Genomic DNA, 21,930 nt, shown 5'->3' with positions numbered 1-21,930 from the left:
GGGCGGCCCGGATTTCCGGACCGCCCCCAGACGTCAGTCAGTTCAACAGACGCGCGCTGTCAGGCCGCTGCCGTGCCCTCTTCGGAACCATTGTCGACAACCGTGAGCGTGTTGCCGCCAATGGCGATCTTCTTGGGCTTCATTGCTTCGGGCACTTCGCGCACGAGATCGATTACCAGCAGGCCGTCGGCAAGGTCCGCGTGGTCGACGCGCACATAGTCGGCCAGTTCGAAGCGACGCTCGAAGCCGCGCTGGGCGATGCCGACGTGAAGATATTCACCTTCGACCGCGTCATCCGGCTTGTTGCCTTTCACGATCAGCAGATTGGCCTGTGCGGTGATGTCGATGTCGGCCGGCTTGAAGCCAGCTACGGCAAGCGTGATGCGATAGGCATCTTCACCACGGCGTTCGATGTTGAACGGGGGGTACTTGTCGCCGGCATTTGGGCGGTTCTGGTTTTCGATCATGTCGAACAGACGATCAAAACCGACCATAGTGCGGCGATAGGGCGTAAAATCGATGCGGTTCATGACAAAAATCCTCCAACGAGCAATCTTCGTATTGGCGGGGTCCGGGAACCCGGCACCCCTTGATCGAGTCATTCCCGGCAAGGGCCATGACTCGCCTTCATAGATATGATAGCGGCGCCCCGTTTCAAGAGTGGCACGCGCCGTGTTTCAAGGAGCTTTTCCGCATGAACCAGCCCAGGGTCGAGATCTACACCAAGTGGGGTTGCCCCTATTGTGTTGCGGCCAAGTCGCTGCTCGACGACAAGGGGGTGGCTTACGAGGAGTACGACGTGACCATGGGCGGGGCGAAGCGAGCGGAGATGGTCGAGCGCGTTCCCGGCGCCCGCACCGTGCCACAAGTTCTGATCGAAGGGACGCCCTACGGCGGCTTCGACGACATCAATGCGCTCGATCGGCAAGGCAAGCTCGATCCCATTCTCGGCCTGTGAGTCGGAGCGACCGGCAATGACCCGCGCAGCCCTGTTCCAGATGACGAGCGGCATCGATCCCGCAGCCAACGCCGCGGCCATCGTTTCCGCCGCGGCCGAGGCGAAGGCTGGCGGGGCCGCCATGCTGTTCACGCCCGAGATGTCCGGCATGCTCGACCGCAAGCGCGCGCGCGCCGCCCAAGCGATCCGGAACGAGCAGGAAGACCGGGTGCTCGCCGCTGTGCGCGAGGCGGCGGCACGCGAGGGCATCTGGATTCATCTGGGCTCGCTTGCGGTTGTGCGCGAGGACGGACGCTGGGCAAACCGGGCCTTCGTGATCGACGCGGATGGCAATATCCGCGCGCGCTATGACAAGCTGCACATGTTCGACGTGGACCTGGCGTCAGGGGAAACGTGGCGGGAATCGAGCGCCTATGCCGCCGGCGACGAAGTGGTCACGGTGGAAACGCCGCTCGGCCGCCTCGGCCTGACGATCTGCTACGATATTCGCTTCCCGGCCCTGTTTGAGGCGCTGGGACAGGCGAAATGCGACATGATCGCCATCCCGGCTGCTTTCACCGTGCCGACCGGCAAGGCACACTGGCACATATTGCAGCGCGCCCGCGCGATCGAGGCGAGCGCCTATGTTCTTTGCGCGGCGCAAGTCGGCACGCATGAGGATGGCCGGGAAACCTACGGGCACTCGCTTGTCGTCGATCCCTGGGGCGAATTGCTCCTTGATATGGGCGGGGAAGCGCCGGGCATGGGTTTCGCGGAGATCGATCCGGCGCGCATCGCCGAAATTCGGGCGCAATTGCCGAGCCTTGCCAATCGCCGCGCAATCGCCAAATAGGCACCATCATGATTGTCTACGATCTCCACTGCCATTCCGGTCAGCATCGATTCGAAGGCTGGTTCAAGTCTTCGGACGATTTCGTGGAGCAGCAGGAGAGGGGGCTCGTGATGTGCCCCCACTGCGGTTCGGCGGATGTCGGCAAGGCTGTCCAGGCCCCTCGCGTGGGACGCAAGGGCAATCAGCTTTCCGCAGTGGTGCGCAGGAAGCAGCGGGACGAAACGACCGACGAGCCGACGGCGCCGGTGGCGAACGTGCCGCTTCCCCCGGCGGCGGTCGAAATGATCCACAAGCTGGCCCGAATGCAGGCCGACGCGCTCAAGTCCTCGCGCTACGTAGGCACGGACTTTGCCGAAGATGCCCGCGCGATGCACTACGGCGAGCGTGATGCCGAGACGATCCACGGCCAGACCACCTTGGCCGAGGCGCAGGAACTTGCCGAGGAAGGCATCGCAGTGGTGCCGCTGCCATTCCCGGTCGTGCCGCCCGAACAGGCAAACTGATGGCGCCGATTGCCAATCTCGCCGGGCCAAGCTAGGACGCGCCCGAGTGCGCCCGTAGCTCAGCAGGATAGAGCATCAGATTCCTAATCTGGGGGCCACTGGTTCGAATCCAGTCGGGCGCACCATATTTTCTCCCTCCATGGTCGGGCGCGGGTATCCGTCCACTTGGCTTTCGTCGCAAAAGCTCGGTCAGCCTTGCGAACCCTTGCGGGTTCGAGCTTGATCCTACGGAGCCAATCGACCTTCGATCGGGTCGGCGCGCCATTCCGGACATATTTGAAGTGATGCGCCGCCTATAGCTGAGCCGAGACCATCAGACGGTCGCCGCCGGCTTCGTAGCGGATATCGAAACCGGCTGCCCGCAAGTCCGCGAAGCTCACGTATTCTGACGCGGCGGTCGAACCGGCCATGCGCTCGAACGTGTCGGGTGCCATCTGGGTGCGGACAGGCGCCAGCAGATCGGACAGCCGGACGGACAGGTCTCCGCTCATGCCAATGCGCACGGAGAGATTGCCGCTCGGCACGCCCTCCAGGCTCAGCGCGGCCACGTGGATGATATGATCGCCCACGATCCGGTCGGGTACCCTGGCCACGCGTGGCAGGTCCGGCGTTCGCGGAGACGACCTGCCGGCGGTTGCGGCCAGGGCGTTCGCCGAGGCACGGGCGAGACTCTTCGCTTCGGGATTGCCGGGGCCGATCCGTGCGAGATCGAACTTGCGAACCTCTTCTGGTGCGGATGAAAGGCTGAACGGCTTCGATTGCGACAATGCTCCCGGAGCAGGAACGGCAAGAACTTGCGGCGACGAACTGACGGCAAGCGGCTGCGCGTCCGGATGAGGGGCCGGTGTCGACGGCTCGCGGTCCGTTGCCGCGTCGCTGCCGAGCGTCGCTTCCGGTTGCATAACGCCTGTCAGGCCGTGTTCCATCGTTGCCGGGGGCAGGACGATGCGGACTGCATCGAGCGGCGCGCCCCGATCGACGGGAGTTCGTTCCGAGCCTTGCGGAACCGTGGTCCTGATGACCGGGCCGTGGGCGCTGTCTTGCGACGATTTCGATGCAACGAAATGCGGATTCCCGATGAAATTCCGGGCTACGGCTCTTGGCGTAATTTCCGGTACGATTCCCGCCGGTTCCTTCGCCGCGCTGCGCGCGAACGAGGTGATTTGCGGCGCCAGCGCATTGGACAGGCCAAGGCTGCCAGCCCTCATCACATCCGCCGCCCCTTGCGCGGAATCGAGGAACGTCGTCGTTATCGATACGTCTCGAGCGATCGCTGGAAGCGCGAGGAACGGGGACTTTGCCTCAAGTCTCCCCGCCAATGCGTCTATAGTTCCGTAGCCCACGGTCGCGGTCGGGTAAGCGACGGAAAGGCCGGCGATTCCCGAAGCCAGTGCAAGGGCAAGAACACGCCCGTCCGTAACGATCGATTGCGATCTGCTGAAATCCATTCGCGCTGCGATTTGCATGACGCCCCCCCAGGCCCTGTTTCGATCGCGACCCCCTGATGTCAAACGAAAGGTATCGCTCAAAAGCGGAAAATTGACAAAACTAATATTTGCGCGAGCGGCAGCGGAAAGCCGGAAGGGACATGATCCCGTTTCAACTATCTCATAAAAACAGTTGGATATGGCGAAAATCGCGGCTCATACGCCTCTTAGGAGTTACCGATATTGGGTACCTGCAGTGTGCGAATATCGGACATCTCGCTGTTAATTTTAGTTAACATCCTTGTCGCTGCTAAGTTGCTGTGGTGACGTGTTTTCAGCTGGTTAAGCCAACACCGAGTCGCGACGCGGCGGAAAAGGAGGCGGCCAGTCCGGTACGGGCGCGATGGTATGGGTTAGTTCGTCTCATTTCGTGCAGAGCATACCCGCTGACCATTTCGCTGCTGGCTGTTCTTTCGGTGTTGGCCCTTGGGCAGCAAAGACAGGGGTGTGGTCATGGATTTTCAGGATGTGCGCGGTTCCCAGGGCGATGCGCCGGAAACCAACCTGACGGACGATAACGCCGCGGCCGCAGTTGCCGCGCAAGGCCAGGGGCTCGTTCTGCTGCCCAACGCGGATAACGTCGTCATCCTGCCCGAGGGCGCCACGCTTGACGATCTTTCGGTCCGGGGACGCGACATTCTCGTCACTATGCCGGACGGCCGCGTCTTCGTCATTCCCGACGGCGCGGTATATGTGCCGCAGATCGTCATTGGCGACGTCGCGGTGCCGCCGCTCAACCTTGCCGCGCTGCTGACCGGTAGCGAACCGCAACCTGCGGCAGGCCCGGTCCAGAGCTCGGGCGGCAACTTCTCCGATCCGACCGGCCGGATCCAGGCGGCGTACGGTCTCGGCGACCTTCTGCCTTACACAGAACTGTCATTCGCGGCGCAGCAGGACGAGGAAGTTCTGCCGCAGCTCGTCGAGGACGAGCCGGAGGATAATCAACCCGCCGTCCTCATCCAGGTCGATGGCGAGACGCCCGGGGTACAGGACGCGATCGACAGCGTGGACGAGGCGGGTCTTGAGGCCGATCGACCCAACGGCAATCAGGAGAGCCCTGGTTCCGCCGCCGGCAATGGGTCCGATGGAACCACCGGCACCATCCTCGTCACGTCCCTCGACGGGGTTGCGTCGATTACGATCAATGGCGTCGTCGTCACGGGCGCCGAGGGGCAGCAGGTCCAGGGGTCGGCCGGTGTGCTCACGCTCGGTGCGCTGAACGGCGGTCAGATCGCTTACACTTACACCCTGTCCGACAATACCGCCGGCGATGCCTCGACGGACGAGTTTACGGTTGTCATCACCGACAACGACGGCGATACCGCGACCGCGACGCTTACCCTCGACATTGCGGACGATGTGCCCACGGCGCGGGCGGATTCCGACACTGTCCCGGCCGGTGATTTTGCGGCGCAGAGCGGAAACGTGCTGACCGGCGAAGGTACGACGAGCGGCGCGGCCGGCGTCGACACACAAGGCGCGGACGGGGCATCTATCACCGGCATCCACGCCGGCACTTCAGGCGAATTCTCGGGCACGGATTCAGCGGTAGCCGGTCAATACGGCATGCTGACCGTTTCCGCCGACGGCTCCTACAGTTACGTGCGCACTCCGGGCACCCCGGGCGCCGTCACGGACGTGTTCACGTACCGGCTGGCCGATGGTGACGGGGACGTCTCCACCGCCACGCTGACCATTTCCGTCGATAACAGCGCTCCGGCCATCGTCTCGGTACCCGAGGTTGGTGACGGCACCGAAGTCAACGAAAACCGGCTCCCGTCGACGACCGATACGCGCAGCGATGAAGCTCCAGGCTCGCAGTTCGTCAGCGGCTCGGAATCGACGACCGGCACGATCACCTTCCATTCCGTCGATGGCGTTGCGAGCGTCTCGCTGGGCGGCACGGTCATCACGCCCGGTGGCTTGCCGCAGGTCGTCTCCAGCGACGCCACGGGCACCCTGACGGTCACCGGCTATGTCTACGATCCGGCGACCGGCGATGGCAGCATAACTTATGTTTACACGCTGAACGACAACACCGCGAACACCGATGACTCGACCGTTTCGTTCGAGGTCATCGTGGTTGATGCGGACGGCGATGAGGCGTCGGATACGCTCGACATCCAAATTATCGACGACGTGCCGGATGCGGTTGACGATACGGCGGTAAGCGTTGCCGAGGATGCTTCGGGGACTGTGGGCGGCAATGTGCTGGCCAATGACACGCTGGGGGCCGACGGGGCGAGCGTGACGTCGGTCACGATTGGCGGCACCAGCTATGCCGTTGCCGCTTCGGGCACGACCAGCGTGAGTACCGCCAGCGGCGCGTACACTTTCGATGCGGCAGGCAACTGGACGTTCGATCCGGCCTCGGGGCTCGACCACGTGGGGGGCGTGGTCGATGCCTCGTTCACTTACACGCTGACCGATGGCGACGGCGATACCGATACGGCGGTGCAGCCGATTTCGATCACCGACGGCGCCGGGCCTTCGGCGGACGAGCCGGTCAGCCTGACGGTGGACGACGAGAACCTGGCCGAAGGCTCGAACCCGGCGACCCCGGTGACCGCCTCGGACGCCATCGTGTTCACGGCGGGCTCGGACGCGATCGCCACGATCGCCTTCGGCACCGACCTGTCGGGCCTCGACCCGAGCCTGACCTGGGCGCGGGTGGACGACGGCACGATCACCGGTTCGGACGGAGGCACGCTGATCGTCACGCTGGCGCTCACCCGCAGCGGTGACACCGCAACGGTCACGGCGACGCTGTCAGGCAACTACGACGCGCATCCGACAATCGATGTCGACGATTTCCAGGCACTTGGCTCGGTCGATGTCGTCGCCACCGACAGCGACGGTGACACTGCGACCTCCTCGGTCTCGGTCTCGGTCTCCGACGACGTGCCCGAGGCGGCTGGCGAAAGCGTTTCGCAGGCGACTGAAAATGTCGCGTTCACCATCGATGCACTTGCCAATGACACCTTCGGTGCCGACGGCGTCGATACCACCGACGCGACCAAGGTGTTCGTCTCCTCTCAGGCGAGCCAGGGCACGGTGACTTACGATGCCTCGACCGGGCTATTCACCTATACGCCTGCTCCGGGGGCGGGCAGCACCAGCACGGCCGACAGCTTCGAATACACGATCGTGGACGGTGACGGCGATACGTCGAGTGCCATTGTCAACGTCACCTTGCAGCCCGACTCCGAACCCGAGGGTGGCGAGCGCGTGGCGACGGTGGACGATGACGGTCTGCCGAGCGGTAACGCGGCCTCGGTGACTGGCGACATCGACGCGAACGTCGACGATGATGCGCTCGACATCAGCGAGGCGAGCTTTACCGGTACCGTTGCCTTCGACGTGGGCAACGACACGCCGGCGACCGTGACTTTCGCCGCATCGCGCGACGGCTCGACCGGCATGGTCGGATCCGAGACCGTTACTTACGCCGTCAGCGGCAGCACGCTCACCGCCACGGTTACCGGAGGCGCACGCGACGGCACGGCGCTGTTCCAGATCGAGATTCTCGACAGCCAGACCGGACAATACAAGGTCACGCTGCTGACCAATGTCCTGCACGAAGGCGGGCCGAACGATGAGGGGCAGAACGCGTTCGCCTCGATCGACTTCACGGTAGCCGACAGCAACGGCGACACCGCCACGACGAACCTCGCGATCGTCTTCAACGACGATGCACCGACTGCCTACGACGACACCAATGCGGTGGAAGAGGGAGGATCGATCGGCGGCAACGTGCTGAGCGACGGCACCGCCGATGCTTTCGGCGCCGATGGCCCCGGCGGCATCGTCTCCTTCGCCCAGGGCGAGCAGACCAAAGGACCGGGCGAGACGATCGAGTCGGCGCTCGGCTTCCTGACGGTGAATGCCGATGGCAGCTACAGCTACCAGTCGAAGCCCAATTCGACCGCCGGCGATACGCAGGACAGCTTCACCTACACGATCGTCGATGCCGATGGCGATACCTCGACCGCGACGCTGACGATCGACATCACCGCGTCGTCCGGCAACGTCTCGGACAGCGACGTCATCGTCGATGAATCCGGTCTCGCGAGCGGCAGCCAGATCGTGCCTGACGGCGAATTCGACACCGATGGGCAGATCACCGTTTCCGGGGGCACGCCGCCCTACAGCTACGTACTGACCAGCCCCTCTGACGGGACCTACGGCACGCTCGCGCTGAACGCGGCTACCGGCGAATACAGCTATACGCTCGATACGCCCTTCACGGACTCGGTCAGCGAAAATTCGCGCAATGTCGTGAACGGTGCCGAGAGCTTCGGTTATGAGGTCTACGACGACCTCGGCAATCTGATCGGCAGCGGCTCGATCTCGGTCAGCATCGTCGACGACGTTCCGACCGCGGCCGATGATGCGGCGGTGAACGTTGCCGAGGATGCGGTGGGCACGGTCGGCGGGAATGTTCTTGCCAACGATACTCCGGGCGCCGACGGCGCGATGCTGACTTCGGTCAATATCGGCGGAGTGGAACATGCCATTGCCGCGTCAGGCACCACCACTATCCCGCTTGCCAACGGCACCTACACCTTCCAGGCGAATGGCGCGTGGACATTCGATCCCAATCCGGGCCTCGACCAGAGTGCCGGCCCGGTCGATGCTTCGTTTACCTACACGCTGACCGACGGGGACGGAGACTTCGATCAGGCGGCGCAGCCGATCTTCGTCACCGATGGTGCCGGCCCCACCGTTGGCCCCGACATCGCGCTGCGGGTCGATGACGAGAATCTCGCGGACGGGTCTGATCCGGCGGCGCCGGTTCAGTCTTCGGGCGACATCGTCTTCACGCCGGGTTCCGACCCGATCACCAGCATTGTCTTCGGCGACATATCGAACCTTGGAGGCGGGCTGACCTGGGTGAGGGTCGATGATGATACGATCACCGGTTCGGACGGGGGGCGTCTGGTCATCACTCTTGAACTGACGACCCTTGGCAAAACCGCCACGGTAACGGCCACGCTCAACGACGAATACAACGACCACCCGATCATCGACGCCGACGACCTTGCCGATCTCGGCACGGTGGAAGTGATCGCGAGCGATGGCGAGACCGGCGGCGAACAGGACAGCGTCAGCGCCACCGTCTCGGTCTCGATTTCCGACGACCTGCCCACGCTGTCCACCTCGGCGCCTTCTGCCGGTGCGCTGACAGTGGACGAGAGCGATTTCGCCGTTGACGCGACGGCCGACTTCTCCGGCCTGTTCACACCGGACTACAATGCGGACAATCCCGGCACCGTGGGCAGCTACACGCTCGGCATCAATGCCGGCGCCACCGGTCTGGTCGACACACTCTCCGGCGAGGATGTCGTCCTTGTCATGAACGGCGGCGTGGTCGAGGGGCGGACCGAAACCGGCAACGATCTGGTGTTCTCGGTCTCGGTCGATGGGGGCGGAACGGTTACGCTCAACCAGGAACGCGCCGTGGTGCACGCCGACGGAGCGAACCCGAATGACCCGGCCAACCTTGCAGCGACGAACCTGATCACGCTCACAGCCACGGCGACTGACAGCGACGGAGATACCGCCAGCGCGACCGCCAATATCGGCGGGGCCTTCACGTTCCTCGACGACGGGCCTTCCATCGATGCCACCGTGACCGATGGCGACACCGTAATGCTCGTCACGCAGGACGCCGATACGATCGGGGCATCCACGGATTCGGCAACCTCCACGGCCAATTTCGGCGGTGCCTTTACCGTCGCTTCGTCATCCCATGGCGCGGACGGCGCGGGCAGCATCGTCTGGGAATACGCGCTGGAGATCGAGAATTCCGTTTCGAACCTCAGCCACGAAGGCGCGGCGATCAACCTCTACCTGATCGCCGGCAAAGTGGTCGGTTCCACGGCCGGCGACGCGGCTTCTGTGAACGCCGGGAACACCGTGTTCGACATCGCGGTTTCCGGTGCGACCGGCGTGGTCACGCTCAACCAGTACCAGGAAATCGACCACGCGCTGCCCGGCGATAACGCCGCGCCTTATGACGGCCAGCTCGCAACGCTTGCGGAGAACCTCGTCAATCTCGTCGGCAAGGCCACCATCACCGACGGCGATGGTGACGAAGCGAGCGATACGGTCAGCCTCGACCTCGGCGGCAATATCGGGTTCGCCGACGATGGGCCGAGTGTCTCCGGCGCCGAACTCGGCAGCAGCGTATCGGTGGACGAAACGGTGGCGGGCGATCCCGCGGGTTTCCCGATCAGCAACACCAGCGCCGCTCCGATGCTGATCTTCACCAGCGAATATGGCGCGGACGATGGCGGCACGACCACGTATGCGATCGCAATCGTGGGCGATGGCACGACCAGCCTGCAGACCGCCCAGGGCGACATGGGGATCACGCTTCTCCAGACTTCGGGCACGGTCATCACCGGCGTTTACGACACCGACGACAAGACGGCGTTCACGGTGACGATCAACGCCGACGGCACGGTCACGCTCGTGCAGAACGTACCGCTCGAGCATCTGACGGACGGGCCGGTCGATCCCGATGACTACAACGACGCGCTGGATCTTTCCGGCCTGATCGAGGCGACGGTCACGGTGACGGACGACGATGGAGACAGCGCATCCGACAGCGCCCAGATCGGCGGCGCGATCACCTTCCATGATGACGGCCCGAGCGCCGCCAACGACACCGACGCGGTTACCGAGGACGGTCCGCTGGTGGCGAACGGCAATGTCATCACCGGCGCCGGCAGCGATGGCGATCCGGGCGGGGCGGACAGCTTCGGCGGTGACGGGGCGGGGGCCGTCACCGCCGTCACGGGCAATGCCGCCGGCACGGTTGGTGGCAACACGGGTGGCAGCTATGGCACTCTCGTGCTGAACGCGAACGGCGGTTACAGCTACACGCTCGACAACGCCAATGCCGCCGTCCAGGCGCTCGCTTCGGGCGAGACGCTGACCGATACCTTTACCTACACGATCACCGACGCGGACGGAGATGCCGACACCGCAACGCTCACCGTTACCATCAATGGCGCGAACGACGCGCCGGTGGTGACGGGAAGCACGGTGGCGGTTTCCGAAGAGGGGCTGCCCGGCGGCATTGCCGACGACGCGCCGCTCTCTCCGACCGATGCCGACACGACGGACAGCGCCACCGCGAGCGGTTCGATCACCATCAGCGACGCGGACGCAAACGACACTCTGACGGTGACGCTCGGTACGCCGGTCGCGACGCTTTATGCGCCTGACGGCGTTACCGCGTTGACCTGGGATCTGAGCCCCGACGGTCAGACGCTCAAAGGCTATTCGGCGAACATCAACGACCCGGAAATCCTCGTCACGATCGACGACAACGGGAACTATACCGTTACCCTTGGCGGACCGATTTTGCACACCGACACGGGAATCGAGGATCTTACGTCGTTCGTGGTTCCGGTGGCCGTCAGCGACGGCACGACCACCACGAACAGCGGGATTACGGTTACCGTCGAGGATGACATGCCAGTGGCGGCGAACGACGCCAATACGCTGGACGAGGATACCGCTTCGGTTGGCGGCAATGTTCTGGCCAATGACGCCTTCGGCGCCGATGGCTCGCATGCGACGCAGCAGATCTCGGTGGTGAGCGGGACGGCGGCCGGCACGATCGGAGGCGCTACCGCGGGGGCTTATGGTACATTGCAGCTGAACCTTGATGGCAGCTACACTTACGAACCCGATACAGCGGCCGTGCAGGGGCTCGACGATGGTGAGCAGGTCACCGACACGTTCAGCTACACGATCAAGGACGCTGACGGCGATACCAGCACGGCGCAGCTGACCGTCACGGTCACCGGCGCGAACGATGCCCCGGTGGTAACGGGAAGCGCGGTCGCGGTCTCCGAAGAGGGGCTGAACTTCGGCAATCCGGATGACGATCCCGTCTCACCGGACGATGCGGATACGACCGACAGCGCCACCGCCAGCGGTTCGATCACCATCACCGACGCCGACGCGGGTGACACGCACACGGTTGCGCTCGGTGCGCCGAGCGAAACGCTTTACACGCCCGACGGCGTGACGCCGCTGACCTGGCATGTCAGCGGTGACGGTCACACGCTGACAGGCTATTCGACCGACTTCAACTTCCCGGAGGTCGTGGTCACGATTGACGACAACGGGAACTTCACCGTCACTCTGGGCGGTCCGGTCCTGCATGCCGACATGACGACAGAGGATCTGACATCTTTCGTCGTTCCGGTGACGGTTGGCGACGGCACGACCACCACGAACAGCGCGATTACGGTCACGATCGAGGACGACAGCCCGATTGCCGTCCCCGATTCCGAAACCGTGCTTGAGGGTAACGTCACATTCGGCGACGTGCTGCTCGGTTCGAAGGTCGGCGGGGATAGCACGGCCGCTGCGACCCACGGGACCATCACGGGCGTCGTCAGCCAGAACCTGGGCACGAGCGACACGATGGCCGACGGCTCGGGCGACTTCGTGCTGGCGGGCGAGTTCGGGACGCTCACGCTCAACCGCGACGGCGGCTACACTTACCAGTCGACCGCGAACGGGCTGACCGCGAGCGATCAGGACGTGTTCGAGTTCACCATGGTCGATGCCGATGGCGACCCGGCGACCTCGACCCTGACGATCGACGTGCTCGACGTGACGCTGGTTGCGGACAACCAGACCAGGCAGGTCGACGAAGCCGCACTTGACACGACGACGAGCGGGGATGACCTCGGTAACGGTACGGTCACCGGCAGCAATCCCGGCTCCGCGGCGGAAACGGTGACGGGAACGCTGAATGCCATGGGCCCCACCGGCGCCGTCACCTATGTCCCGCAGAGCGTGACGACGGCCTATGGGATCTTCGACTTGAACAGCGACGGCACCTACACCTACACGCTGACCAATCCCTACACGACATCGCCTGACTCGAACGATGGCGCGGTTGTCGAACCGGCTGTGGAGACGTTCACCTACACCGCACAGGATGTGTTCGGGAATTCGGTGACGGGCACGGTGACGATCGACATCAAGGACGATGTGCCGACGGCGACCACGCCTGCTTCGATCGCGGTGACCAATACCGCAGGCGGAAGCAACACGGCATATCTGGACGCGGACCTGAGCGTTGCCAACAACTATGGGGCTGACGGCGCGGGGGCGGTGATCTTCACCACGGCCAGCATTGCCAGCCTGGAAAGTCAGAGCCTGACTTCCGGCCTCGTGTCGCTTGAATACGCGATCTCGGCGGACGGAACCGTTTTGACGGCGTCCAAGTCGAGCGACAGTTCGTTGGTCTTCACGATCGAACTGCAGCCCGGTGGCTCGGCGGACCAGTATGTCGTGACCATGGCGCAGAAGGTCGATGCGACTTCCACCATCGATTTCGATGGCGGCGGCTATAGCCCGGTCGGCGGAAATGCGTCCTGGTTTGGTTTCGTCCAGCCGGGCGACAACAACAGCCAGGATCTCCTGCTGACCCCGGTCGGTGGCGGCACGGTAAATACCAGCGCCAACGCTTTCGGCGTGGCCGGCGGTCAGTCGATTGGATCGGGCGAAGCATTGAGAGTGGACTTCGTGATCGATCTGACGGGTACGCCCGTCAACGGCGGTAATTTCCAACAGCCCTCCGGTCAGACGCAGAATTTCGATGGTCACTATGTCGCCAACGGCAGTTCGGCATTCTTCACGAACATCAACAATTCATCGACAGTGAATATCTCGGCATACGACGATGCCGACAGCGGAACGATCAAGAACGTCGGTGACGGCGTTCAGGATACGATTACTGGCGTGGTGATCGCATACAACGGTTCCGAGCTGCTTGTAACGACCAACGGATCATATTCGGTAGGCGGTCATAGTTTCGGCGTGACGTTCAACGCTACCGGTTCGGTGAATGTTTCGGGCATTGTTGAAGACACTCGCATCTCGGCGCTCACTGCGGACGGCTACAACAGCATTCAGTGGAAGCACGACGGTGGAGACACATTCAAGATCGGCGATTTCGGTGCGACGACAGTAACCAACGAGTCGGTCGACTTCACCGTTCCGGTGTCGATCCAGGACGGTGACGGCGACACTGTTTCGTCGGGTAGCCTGAACATCACGCTCGATCCGGTGGCCCCACCAATCGCCCTCGACCTCGACGGCGACGGCGTCGAATTCCTCGGCCTGAACGCCGGTGTCGCCTACGACTACGGCAGCGGCCTGGTCCAGACCGCATGGGTGGCGGGCGACGATGGCTTGCTTGCGCGCGATACCGGTAGCGGCCTCGACATCGTCTTTACCGACGACGCTCCGGGTGCCAAGACGGACCTTGAGGGCCTGCGCCTTGCTTATGACAGCAACGGCGACGGCCAGTTCACCGCTGCCGACGGGGCGTTCCGCGACTTCGGCGTCTGGCAGGACGCCAACAGCAACGCCCTCGTCGACGAGGGCGAGTATCAGTCGCTGTTGAAGATGGGCATCACCTCCATCGACCTGATTTCGGACGGGGTGGCATCGAGCGAGGCTGGCGGTGACGTCACCGTTCATGGCACTGGTCAGTACTCGATGAAGGGCACGACTTTCGCGCTTGCGGACGTCTCGCTCAAGGTGGGCGAACGCGTCGAGGCGCGCACCGCCGAGATCGCGGCCGTCAGCCTCGCCGCCGCCGGTTTCATGGCCACGCAGGGGGTGCATGCCGAACCGCTGCTCCCGATCGCGGCCGAAGCTGTCGCCGGGGTGCTGCAGACCTTCCAGATGGATACGCCGGAGCTGCGCGTGGCGCTGCCGGACCCGGCCGATGGCACGCCGCCGGTCTCCCTGATCGAGGACCATGCGCCGCAAGATCAGCAGGCCGAAACGTCCAGTCATCACGCGGTGGATGCCGGGGGCGAGAGCGCACAGCACGGGCTCAGCGAAGTGGTGCAGCCTCAGGACTTCGCTCTGCAGCCGCTTGCGGATGCGGACGAGGGCCACGCCCTGTTCGGCACGACCGCGATCTCGTTTGGCGGGGTCGAGGGAGGTCTGATGCAGGCGTTGCTGCTGGCGGTGCAGGTGAAGCAGGCCGGCAACGCGGAACAGCAGTCGGTTGATTTCCCGGCGGTGCAGGAAGCGCTGGCGCAAGGCGGCGACCAAAGCGCCGTCGATGCGCTGATCGAACACTTCGCCGGGCAGGATGGTGCGCAGGATGCGACCAGCGCGCCGCAAGCGTCGGAACACGCGCTCGACGCGATGCTGGCCGGCGCGGGCATGGAAGGGTTTTACGCAGCGGGCGCGGCCGACGGTTTCGACATGGCGGCCCTGGCTGCCACGATCGAAGCGCATTCGGTGCACGCCTGAGACGGACATGGAATTTTTGTGGGGGTGAAAATGCTGAATTATCGGAAATGGCCCGCGTCGGCCTTGGCGCTGGGATGCTTGCTGGCGCCGGGCGTGACGCTCGCGCAGGATGCCGGGAGTGATCTCATGTCGCTGGACAGGAAATCGCTGAAGGTCGAGGTCCAGTCGCGCTTCGATGCAGCGCTCGCGCAGACCGAGACGGCAAGCGTTGTGTCCGCCGATAGCCCGGCCTTCATGTGGGCCTCGCAGGCCAAGGTGCAGTGCGGCATCGCGCGCGGGTTCCTGAAGAGCGGCACGAAGGACCCGGTGAGCCTCGGCAAGTGCGACGAAGCCTACCGGCGGATGATGGCGCCGCAGATGGTTTCGGAAGCACCCGGCGCTCCGCTTGCTCCGCCGGCCGCCGGGCCATGTCTGGCCGGTCCGTACATCGTCTTCTTCGATTGGGACAGCAGCCGGATTTCGCCTGACGCGGTGACGGTCCTCGATTCCGCCGCGGCGTCGACCGTGGGTTGCGGATCGGCGACCATCCGTATCGCCGGCTACACCGATCGTTCGGGAAGCGAGCAGTACAACATGGGATTGTCCACGCGTCGCGCCGAGGTCGTGCGTGGTTACCTGGCCGGCAACGGCGCCACAGCGCAGCTGACGACGCAGGCTTTCGGCGAGGGCAATCCGCGCGTTCCGACAGCTGACGGGGTGCGCGAGATTCAGAACCGCCGCGTCGAGATTACGGTCGAGTGACCGGGAGGGATATGAGCATGTCGTTCAACAAGATTATCGGGGCTAGTATCGCGCTCCTCCTGTCAGGCACGGCTCCGGCGGCGCTCGCGCAGTCGGAAACGCCTATGACCATGCAGGAAGCCATCAAGGTGGCGGTGAATTCCAGCCCCGAGGTCGCGCAGGCCCAGTTCAATACCGAGGCGATCCAGTTCGAGCGTAAGCAGGCGCAGGGGCTCTATGCTCCCCGTGTCGACATCGAGGCATCGGCCGGTTGGCGGCATCTGGAGAACCCGACGCGCCGCGCGCTGGGGATCACCGACCAGGAACTCTACCCGCTCAGTGCCGAAGTGCGTGCCGAATGGATCGCGCTGGACTTCGGCCGGCGGCGCGGCGAATTGCTGCGCCAGTCGGCCCGTGTCGATGGGGCCTCGCTGCGCGTGGTCGAGCGTTCGGAGTTCATCGCTCTCCAGGTGGCGCGCCAATATCTCGACATCATGCTGCAACAGCGGGTCGTCGCGGCGAGCGAGGACAACGTGGCTTTTCACCAGGCGCTGGTGGGCGACCTGTCGACGGGCGTGGAGCAGGGGTCGATCTCGATCGCCGACCAGCAGCAGGCCGAGGAACGGCTGCAGGCCGCCCTCGTGCGTCAGGCGGAAGCAGAACAGGACCTGACCGAAGCCAGGATCACGCTGCGCCGCCTCACCGGGCTGGACATCGACAATGTCGTCATGCCGCCGGAGCTTGCCGAGGGCATGCCGGCGTCTCTCAGCGAGGCGGTGGGCCTTGCCCGGACGCAGAACCCGCTCGTCCGTGAGGCCGGCGCCGACGTCGATGCCGCGAACGCCTATGCGGCCAGCGTGCGCGGCGAAGGCTTCCCGAAAGTCGGCCTCGACCTGAGCGGCCGCACCGGCGACGACATCGATGGCTTCCGGGGCACTACCAACGACGTGCAGGCGCGGGTGTTCCTGCGCTGGAACGTGTTCGACGGCGGCATCAACCGCGCGAACTATCAGGAAATGGTGCGCCGCGCGAGCGAGGCCCGCTATCGTCTCTTTCAGGTGACGCGAGAGGCGGAGGAAGACGTGCAGACCGCGTGGTCTACCCTGCGGACGCAGGGCCGGATCAACGAACAGCTCACCAGGCAGAGCACGGTGTCCGACGATCTGCTGCTGTCCTATCGCAGCCAGTTCAATGTCGGCCGCCGATCGCTGCTCGATGTGCTGGACGCGCAGAACACGCGCTACAACGTGCAGGTGCGCCTCGAAACGGCGCGGTTTTCCGAGATGTTTGCCCGCTATCAGGTGCTGGCGGCGACCCATCGCTTCCTCACGGCGCTCAATGTCGCGCCGGGCGCGGGTGCTGGGATGAACGAGCGCGAGCGCTTCAACTACGGGCCGCCGCCTCCCGCGGAAACGCAGTACCGCACGTATCCGTGAAACGGGGCACGACGCGACTTTGGAGGCAAGTCCTGCCTCCCGGATGAACATGATGGCTGAACAATCAGAATTGCAGGGCGGCGGGGAGGACGAGCTTGTCGCCTGCATCATGCACCTGGCGGAGCGGGCAGGGGTGGCCTGCGTGCCGGTCATGTTCTCGTCGCTGGCACGCGATGCCGAAGGATACCTGCCGCTTCACCAGGCCGAGGCGGCGCTGGAGCTGCTCGGCCTCAATTGTGATGTTTCGCGCGGGCGCAAGCTGCCGGTCAAGGTCGAGCGCTATCCGGCCATCGTCTCGCTGGCGGGAGACCGGCTCGTCGTCGTCCAGGAGGTGAAGGATGGGGACGCGCTCGTCTGGAGGCCCCAGACCAGTGTGGCGACGTGGGAGCCGCTTGCCGGCATCGCCGATCTTCACAATGGCTGGATGGCGAGCGTCTTCGGTGAATCCTCGACCCTGCGCGATGCCGGAGCGCCGTGGCAGGTGCGGGCGAAGAACCACTGGTTCTGGAGCGAACTCTACAAGCTACGCGGTCAGTTCTGGCCGGTGATGCTCGCCTCGGTCATCGTCAATGTGGTGGCGCTGGCCTACCCGTTGTTCTCGATGAACGTCTATGACCGAGTGATCCCCAACCGGGCCCAGGCGACGCTCTGGGTGCTCGCGAGCGGGGTGCTGATTGCGTTCGTCATGGATTTCGCGATCCGCCGGGCGCGGACCCGCGTACTCGACCAGCTCGGCCGCGATCTGGACCTCAAGCTGTCGCAGAAGATCTATTCGAAAGTGCTCGCCTCGCCGCTGGCCGGGCGCAAGGGGCACACAGGCAACATGGTCGCGCGTGTCTCGGAGTTCGCGATCGTTCGGGACTTCTACGCCTCGACCACGATCGTGCTGATCGTCGACATGGCATTTCTCGTGCTGTTCGTCGCGGTCATCGCCCATATCGCCGGCTGGCTGGCGCTGGTACCGCTGATCGGCGCGGCCTGCATGGGCGTGCTGGGCCTCAGGCTGCAACGCAAGGTCAGCCGGGCGGCGCTCGACGCACAGGTAGACAGCGGCCTGCAGCAGACGCTTCTTGTCGAATCCATTGCAGGGATCGAGACGCTCAAGAGTCTGTCGGGCGAGGGCGTCATGCTCGGCCGCTGGCGTCAGCTTTCGGAGGCCGGCGCGCATTCGCAGCGGCGCCTGCGCGACATCAGCTCGGCCGCCATCGCCATGGCCTCCACCTTCCAGCAGGTGACGAGCATCGCGTTGGTGGTCGGCGGGTACTATCTGTTCGATGCCGGCAAGATCACCATGGGCTCGATCATCGCCATCGTCATGCTGGCGACCCGTTCGCTTTCGCCGGCGTCGCAACTGGCCTTCCTGCTGACGCGCAGCCAGCAGGCGCGCAAGGTGCTGGACTCGCTCCAGCAGGTCTGGACCGGAGATGACGAGCGCACGATGGGCAGTTCCTCGCTCACCCCCGAGGTGCGCAGCGCCAACATCCGCACCGAGGCGCTGGAATTCACATATCCGCAGTCATCCGTGCCATCGCTCAGCGGCATCGACCTTCAGGTGAATGTCGGCGACCGGATCGCGATCATCGGCAAGGTCGCTTCCGGTAAGTCCACCTTGGGGCGGGTTCTGTGCGGTCTCTATCAGCCTACGGGCGGCTCGATGTTGATCGACGGCATCGACAGCCGCCAGTATCGGCCGCAGGACTTGCGCTCCGCGTTCCGCTTCGTCGGGCAGGATGCCGCGCTGTTCAGCGGATCGATCAAGGACAACCTCACGATCGGCGCCGGCATCGTGCGCGACGAGGAGCTGTTGAAAGCGCTGCGCCAGGTGGGTGCGGATGAGTTCCTCTCGCGCGACGAAAGCGGCTTCGACCGCGCCGTCGGGGAGGCGGGCGGGCAACTTTCGGGCGGACAGCGCTCGTTCCTGGCGCTGGCGCGGGCAATGGTGAAGCCCTCGCGCCTGCTGTTCCTGGACGAGCCCACCGGCGCGATGGACAGCCAGACCGAGCAACTCTTCGTCGATCGCCTGTCGCAATCCCTTTCGCCGTGGCAAACACTGATTGTCGCCACGCACAGACCGGCGCTTTTCTCCATCTGCAACCGCCTGATCGTGCTCGATAAGGGCCGCATCGTCGCGGACGGTCCGCGTGACGAGATTATCGCATCGGCGGGCAAGGGGGCAGGATCGTGAGCGCGGTGAGTGTTCCCGGACTTGTGGCAACGGCGAGGCGCCCTTCGCGCCGCCGGCCAGCCATCGTTGCTTCGATTTCCGTCGCAGTGCTGCTGGGCATCGGCGCCGGTACGCAAGTGCCCGTCGTTCGCGATGTGCTGGGATTGGGCACAGGCGGATCGGCAGCCGCGTCCGCCGCTGCGCCCGAGGAGATCCGCGAGGTCGAGGCCATGACCGTCGACGACAAATCGCAGATCATCGTCGAGGGTCTTGAAGCTGAGGAGCGCAACGCGGCCATCGCCGTTTCCGGCCTGCCGGTGGAGCGCGCATCCGGCTTTGTCCTCGCCGGAGACAGCGGCAACACATACGCGACCGCGCTCAAATGCCTGGCCCAGGCGGTCTATTACGAGGCGGCGCTCGAACCGGTGGATGGCAGGCGGGCCGTTGCGCAAGTCGTGCTCAATCGCGTGCGCAGCCCGCTCTATCCGGCCAGCGTCTGCGGCGTCGTCTATGAAGGATCGCACCGCACGACGGGTTGCCAGTTCAGCTTCACCTGCGATGGCTCGCTGCTGCGCGCACCGACGCAGGGGCCCTGGCGCGAGGCGCAGGATATCGCGCGGCAGGCGCTCGCGGGTCATGTGCAGGCGAGCGTCGGCACGGCTACCAATTACCACGCCGATTATGTCCTGCCGAAGTGGGCGTTTCGCCTTGCCAAGATCGACAAGATCGGCCGGCACATCTTCTACCGGCTTCACGGCAAGTGGGGGCAGCGGGCGGCGTTCACCGGCGCTTACAATGGCGTGGAACGCATTCCGGCCCTCGACCGCGACACGCTGCGCGCGCGGATGCTGGCATCCGGGCAGAGAGCAGATGATCCGGCGCCGCTGCCGGGGCTGACCGTCCCGCCGGCAGTGACCGACCGCCATGCCGCGAATGACGTCGGCGGCCGCCTCGACGTGACCAGGGAATGGCGCCTTTCCATTCCCGACCCGGTTTCGGCCAGCTCGAAGTACAAGGCCGCGATCGCCGGCGATACGCCGCCCGCCCCCGAAGCGGAGCAGGCCTCGGCCCCTCCAAGAACGGCGCTGGCGCGATGAAGGGCTGGATATCCTCTCTCAGAACCAGGGTCGGGTACGACGGTTGGGACGTCAACCGCCGCCTGATCGTCCTCTGCGCCCTTGCCATGGCGGTGCTTATCTTCTGGGCCGGCATTGCCCGCGTCGATGAAGTGACGCGCGGCATGGGCAAGGTGGTTCCTTCCAGCAAGGCGCAGCTCGTACAGGCGGCCAGCCCGGCGACGGTGACCTCGATCCTCGTCCGTCCGGGGCAGATGGTGAAGAAGGGGCAGCTTCTCGTCAGTCTCGACGATTCCCAGTCCTCCTCCGCGCTTGGCCAGCTTCAGGCTGAGAACGAACGCCTTGCGGCCCGCGCGGGGCGGCTCGAAGGAGAGGGCACCGGGACGGACACCAGCTGCGGCGATGGCACGATCTGTGCCGAGGAGGCGCGGCTCTCGCATGTTCGCCGGGCGGCGGCGCAGAGCCAGCAGAACGCGCTTACCGCGCAAGTCGAGCAGCGGCGGCGCGATCTGCGCGAGGGGCAGGCCACCGTCGACTCGCTGGAGAGCAGCGCTCGTCTGGCGCAGGATCAGGTGAACATGCTGGCCCCGCTTGCCCAGAAGGGCATCGTGCCGAAGACCGAACTTCTTACCGCCCAGCGCGACCTCGTCGATACCCAGGGCCGGCTCTCGGCGGCGCGGCAGGGTGTGGGCAGGGCGCAGGCGGCGATCCGCGAGGCCGAGGCGCAGCTCAGCCAGGCCCGGCTGGATTTCCGGCAGGACGCGCTGAGCCAGCGCAGCGAGATCGCCACCAAGATCGCGGTCAACGCGGAGACCATCAAGGGCGCCGAGGCCCGCCTGCAGCGCAACGAACTGCGCGCGCCCGCGACGGGCTATGTCAATGACGTGCAGGTCACCACGGTCGGCGGCTTCTTCAACGCGGGCGAGACGCTGATGCAGATCGTTCCCGTGGGCGACAAGCTGCTGGTCGAGGCGCGGGTCGATCCCAGGGACATCGCCTTCATCAAGGTGGGCGATCCGGCCAATGTGAAAGTCACTGCCTACGACTTCTCGATCTACGGCGGGCTTACGGGCCGCGTGCGCAATATCAGCGCGGACAGCATCTACGACGAAGTGGAGCGTAAGGCCTATTACAGCGTCATGGTGGAGACCGACCGGGCCTTCATCGAGAAGAACGGCGCGGTGCTGCCGATCATGCCGGGCATGATCTGCGACGTCGAGATTGTCACCGGCCGCAAGAGCATTCTGACCTACCTGCTCAAGCCGGTCCTGCGCGCCTTCGACGAGGCGCTGACGGAGCGCTAGGAGGCGGCCGTCATCCCGGCGAACGCCGGGACCGCTGGCGGTGTCTGCGCGCGGCCTCTCACGTATGCGCCGGTGAAGTCGAGCCGAAGCGGTGAGCCCGCGCCGAAGTACCGCCACCGGTCCCGGAGCAAGTCCGGGAT

General features: G+C 64.8%; 11 protein-coding genes and 1 tRNA gene. 10 read left to right on the top strand and 2 right to left on the bottom strand.

The features are described 5' to 3' along the window. Positions 1-59 precede the first annotated feature (59 nt). Positions 60-530: an Hsp20 family protein gene (locus tag IEX32_RS00385; protein ID WP_188767108.1), complete on the bottom strand. Its 471-nt coding sequence runs from the start codon at positions 528-530 to the stop codon at positions 60-62. Between the two features lie 164 nt (positions 531-694). Between IEX32_RS00385 and grxC the strand changes: the two genes are divergently transcribed. From grxC to IEX32_RS00365, 4 genes are all read left to right on the top strand, one after another. Continuing rightward, positions 695-958 carry a glutaredoxin 3 gene (gene grxC, locus IEX32_RS00380; protein WP_188767106.1) on the top strand — a complete coding sequence of 88 codons (264 nt, stop codon included), beginning with the start codon at positions 695-697 and terminating at the stop codon, positions 956-958. A 16-nt stretch (positions 959-974) separates the two neighbouring features. Next, positions 975-1,790 (top strand): carbon-nitrogen hydrolase family protein, encoded by an 816-nt coding sequence (locus IEX32_RS00375; protein WP_188767104.1) that lies wholly within the window; start codon positions 975-977, stop codon positions 1,788-1,790. A gap of 8 nt (positions 1,791-1,798) precedes the next feature. Next, on the top strand, positions 1,799-2,293 hold the full coding sequence (locus tag IEX32_RS00370; RefSeq protein ID WP_188767102.1) for a DUF1178 family protein: 495 nt from the start codon (positions 1,799-1,801) through the stop codon (positions 2,291-2,293). 48 nt (positions 2,294-2,341) lie between these two features. Next, positions 2,342-2,418: transfer RNA gene (locus IEX32_RS00365), tRNA-Arg, on the top strand. A 168-nt stretch (positions 2,419-2,586) separates the two neighbouring features. Here the strand turns inward: IEX32_RS00365 and IEX32_RS00360 are convergent. Beyond that, positions 2,587-3,741 carry a hypothetical protein gene (locus IEX32_RS00360; RefSeq protein WP_188767100.1) on the bottom strand — a complete coding sequence of 385 codons (1,155 nt, stop codon included), beginning with the start codon at positions 3,739-3,741 and terminating at the stop codon, positions 2,587-2,589. Positions 3,742-4,233: 492 nt separating this feature from the next. On the opposite strand from IEX32_RS00360, the gene IEX32_RS00355 reads away from it, so the two are divergent. Genes IEX32_RS00355 through IEX32_RS00330 form a run of 6 tightly spaced genes read left to right on the top strand, consistent with a single transcriptional unit; the run spans position 4,234 to position 21,790 of the window. Next, positions 4,234-15,090, top strand: coding sequence for a DUF5801 repeats-in-toxin domain-containing protein (locus IEX32_RS00355; protein ID WP_188767098.1), 10,857 nt, complete (start codon positions 4,234-4,236; stop codon positions 15,088-15,090). A gap of 30 nt (positions 15,091-15,120) precedes the next feature. After that, positions 15,121-15,831, top strand: a complete 711-nt coding sequence (locus tag IEX32_RS20535) for an OmpA family protein (protein WP_229735755.1) — start codon at positions 15,121-15,123, stop codon at positions 15,829-15,831. A 17-nt stretch (positions 15,832-15,848) separates the two neighbouring features. Further along, a complete protein-coding gene (locus IEX32_RS00345) occupies positions 15,849-17,246 on the top strand; it encodes a TolC family protein (protein ID WP_229735754.1) in 1,398 nt (465 codons plus the stop codon). A gap of 52 nt (positions 17,247-17,298) precedes the next feature. After that, complete coding sequence (locus tag IEX32_RS00340) at positions 17,299-19,431, top strand: ATP-binding cassette domain-containing protein (RefSeq protein WP_188767096.1); 2,133 nt, start codon at positions 17,299-17,301, stop codon at positions 19,429-19,431. Then, complete coding sequence (locus IEX32_RS00335) at positions 19,428-20,507, top strand: cell wall hydrolase (protein ID WP_229735753.1); 1,080 nt, start codon at positions 19,428-19,430, stop codon at positions 20,505-20,507. Before IEX32_RS00340 ends, IEX32_RS00335 begins: the two co-directional genes overlap by 4 nt. After that, entirely contained in the window at positions 20,504-21,790 is a 1,287-nt protein-coding gene (locus IEX32_RS00330) for an HlyD family type I secretion periplasmic adaptor subunit (RefSeq protein WP_188767090.1), read from the top strand. The genes IEX32_RS00335 and IEX32_RS00330 overlap by 4 nt, the downstream gene beginning before the upstream one ends. Positions 21,791-21,930: the final 140 nt, after the last annotated feature.

It is taken from the genome of Novosphingobium endophyticum (assembly GCF_014640675.1).
Lineage (GTDB): Bacteria > Pseudomonadota > Alphaproteobacteria > Sphingomonadales > Sphingomonadaceae > Novosphingobium > Novosphingobium endophyticum.
This window is presented reverse-complemented; position numbering and strand designations above follow the sequence as displayed.

Excerpts from the sequence above, each read along its gene's own strand:
- IEX32_RS00385 (WP_188767108.1), bottom strand. The coding sequence starts at position 530 with ATGAACCGCATCGATTTTACGCCCTATCGCCGCACTATGGTCGGTTTT.
- grxC (WP_188767106.1), top strand. The coding sequence starts at position 695 with ATGAACCAGCCCAGGGTCGAGATCTACACCAAGTGGGGTTGCCCCTAT.
- IEX32_RS00375 (WP_188767104.1), top strand. The coding sequence starts at position 975 with ATGACCCGCGCAGCCCTGTTCCAGATGACGAGCGGCATCGATCCCGCA.
- IEX32_RS00370 (WP_188767102.1), top strand. The coding sequence starts at position 1,799 with ATGATTGTCTACGATCTCCACTGCCATTCCGGTCAGCATCGATTCGAA.
- IEX32_RS00360 (WP_188767100.1), bottom strand. The coding sequence starts at position 3,741 with ATGGATTTCAGCAGATCGCAATCGATCGTTACGGACGGGCGTGTTCTT.
- IEX32_RS00355 (WP_188767098.1), top strand. The coding sequence starts at position 4,234 with ATGGATTTTCAGGATGTGCGCGGTTCCCAGGGCGATGCGCCGGAAACC.
- IEX32_RS20535 (WP_229735755.1), top strand. The coding sequence starts at position 15,121 with ATGCTGAATTATCGGAAATGGCCCGCGTCGGCCTTGGCGCTGGGATGC.
- IEX32_RS00345 (WP_229735754.1), top strand. The coding sequence starts at position 15,849 with ATGTCGTTCAACAAGATTATCGGGGCTAGTATCGCGCTCCTCCTGTCA.
- IEX32_RS00340 (WP_188767096.1), top strand. The coding sequence starts at position 17,299 with ATGGCTGAACAATCAGAATTGCAGGGCGGCGGGGAGGACGAGCTTGTC.
- IEX32_RS00330 (WP_188767090.1), top strand. The coding sequence starts at position 20,504 with ATGAAGGGCTGGATATCCTCTCTCAGAACCAGGGTCGGGTACGACGGT.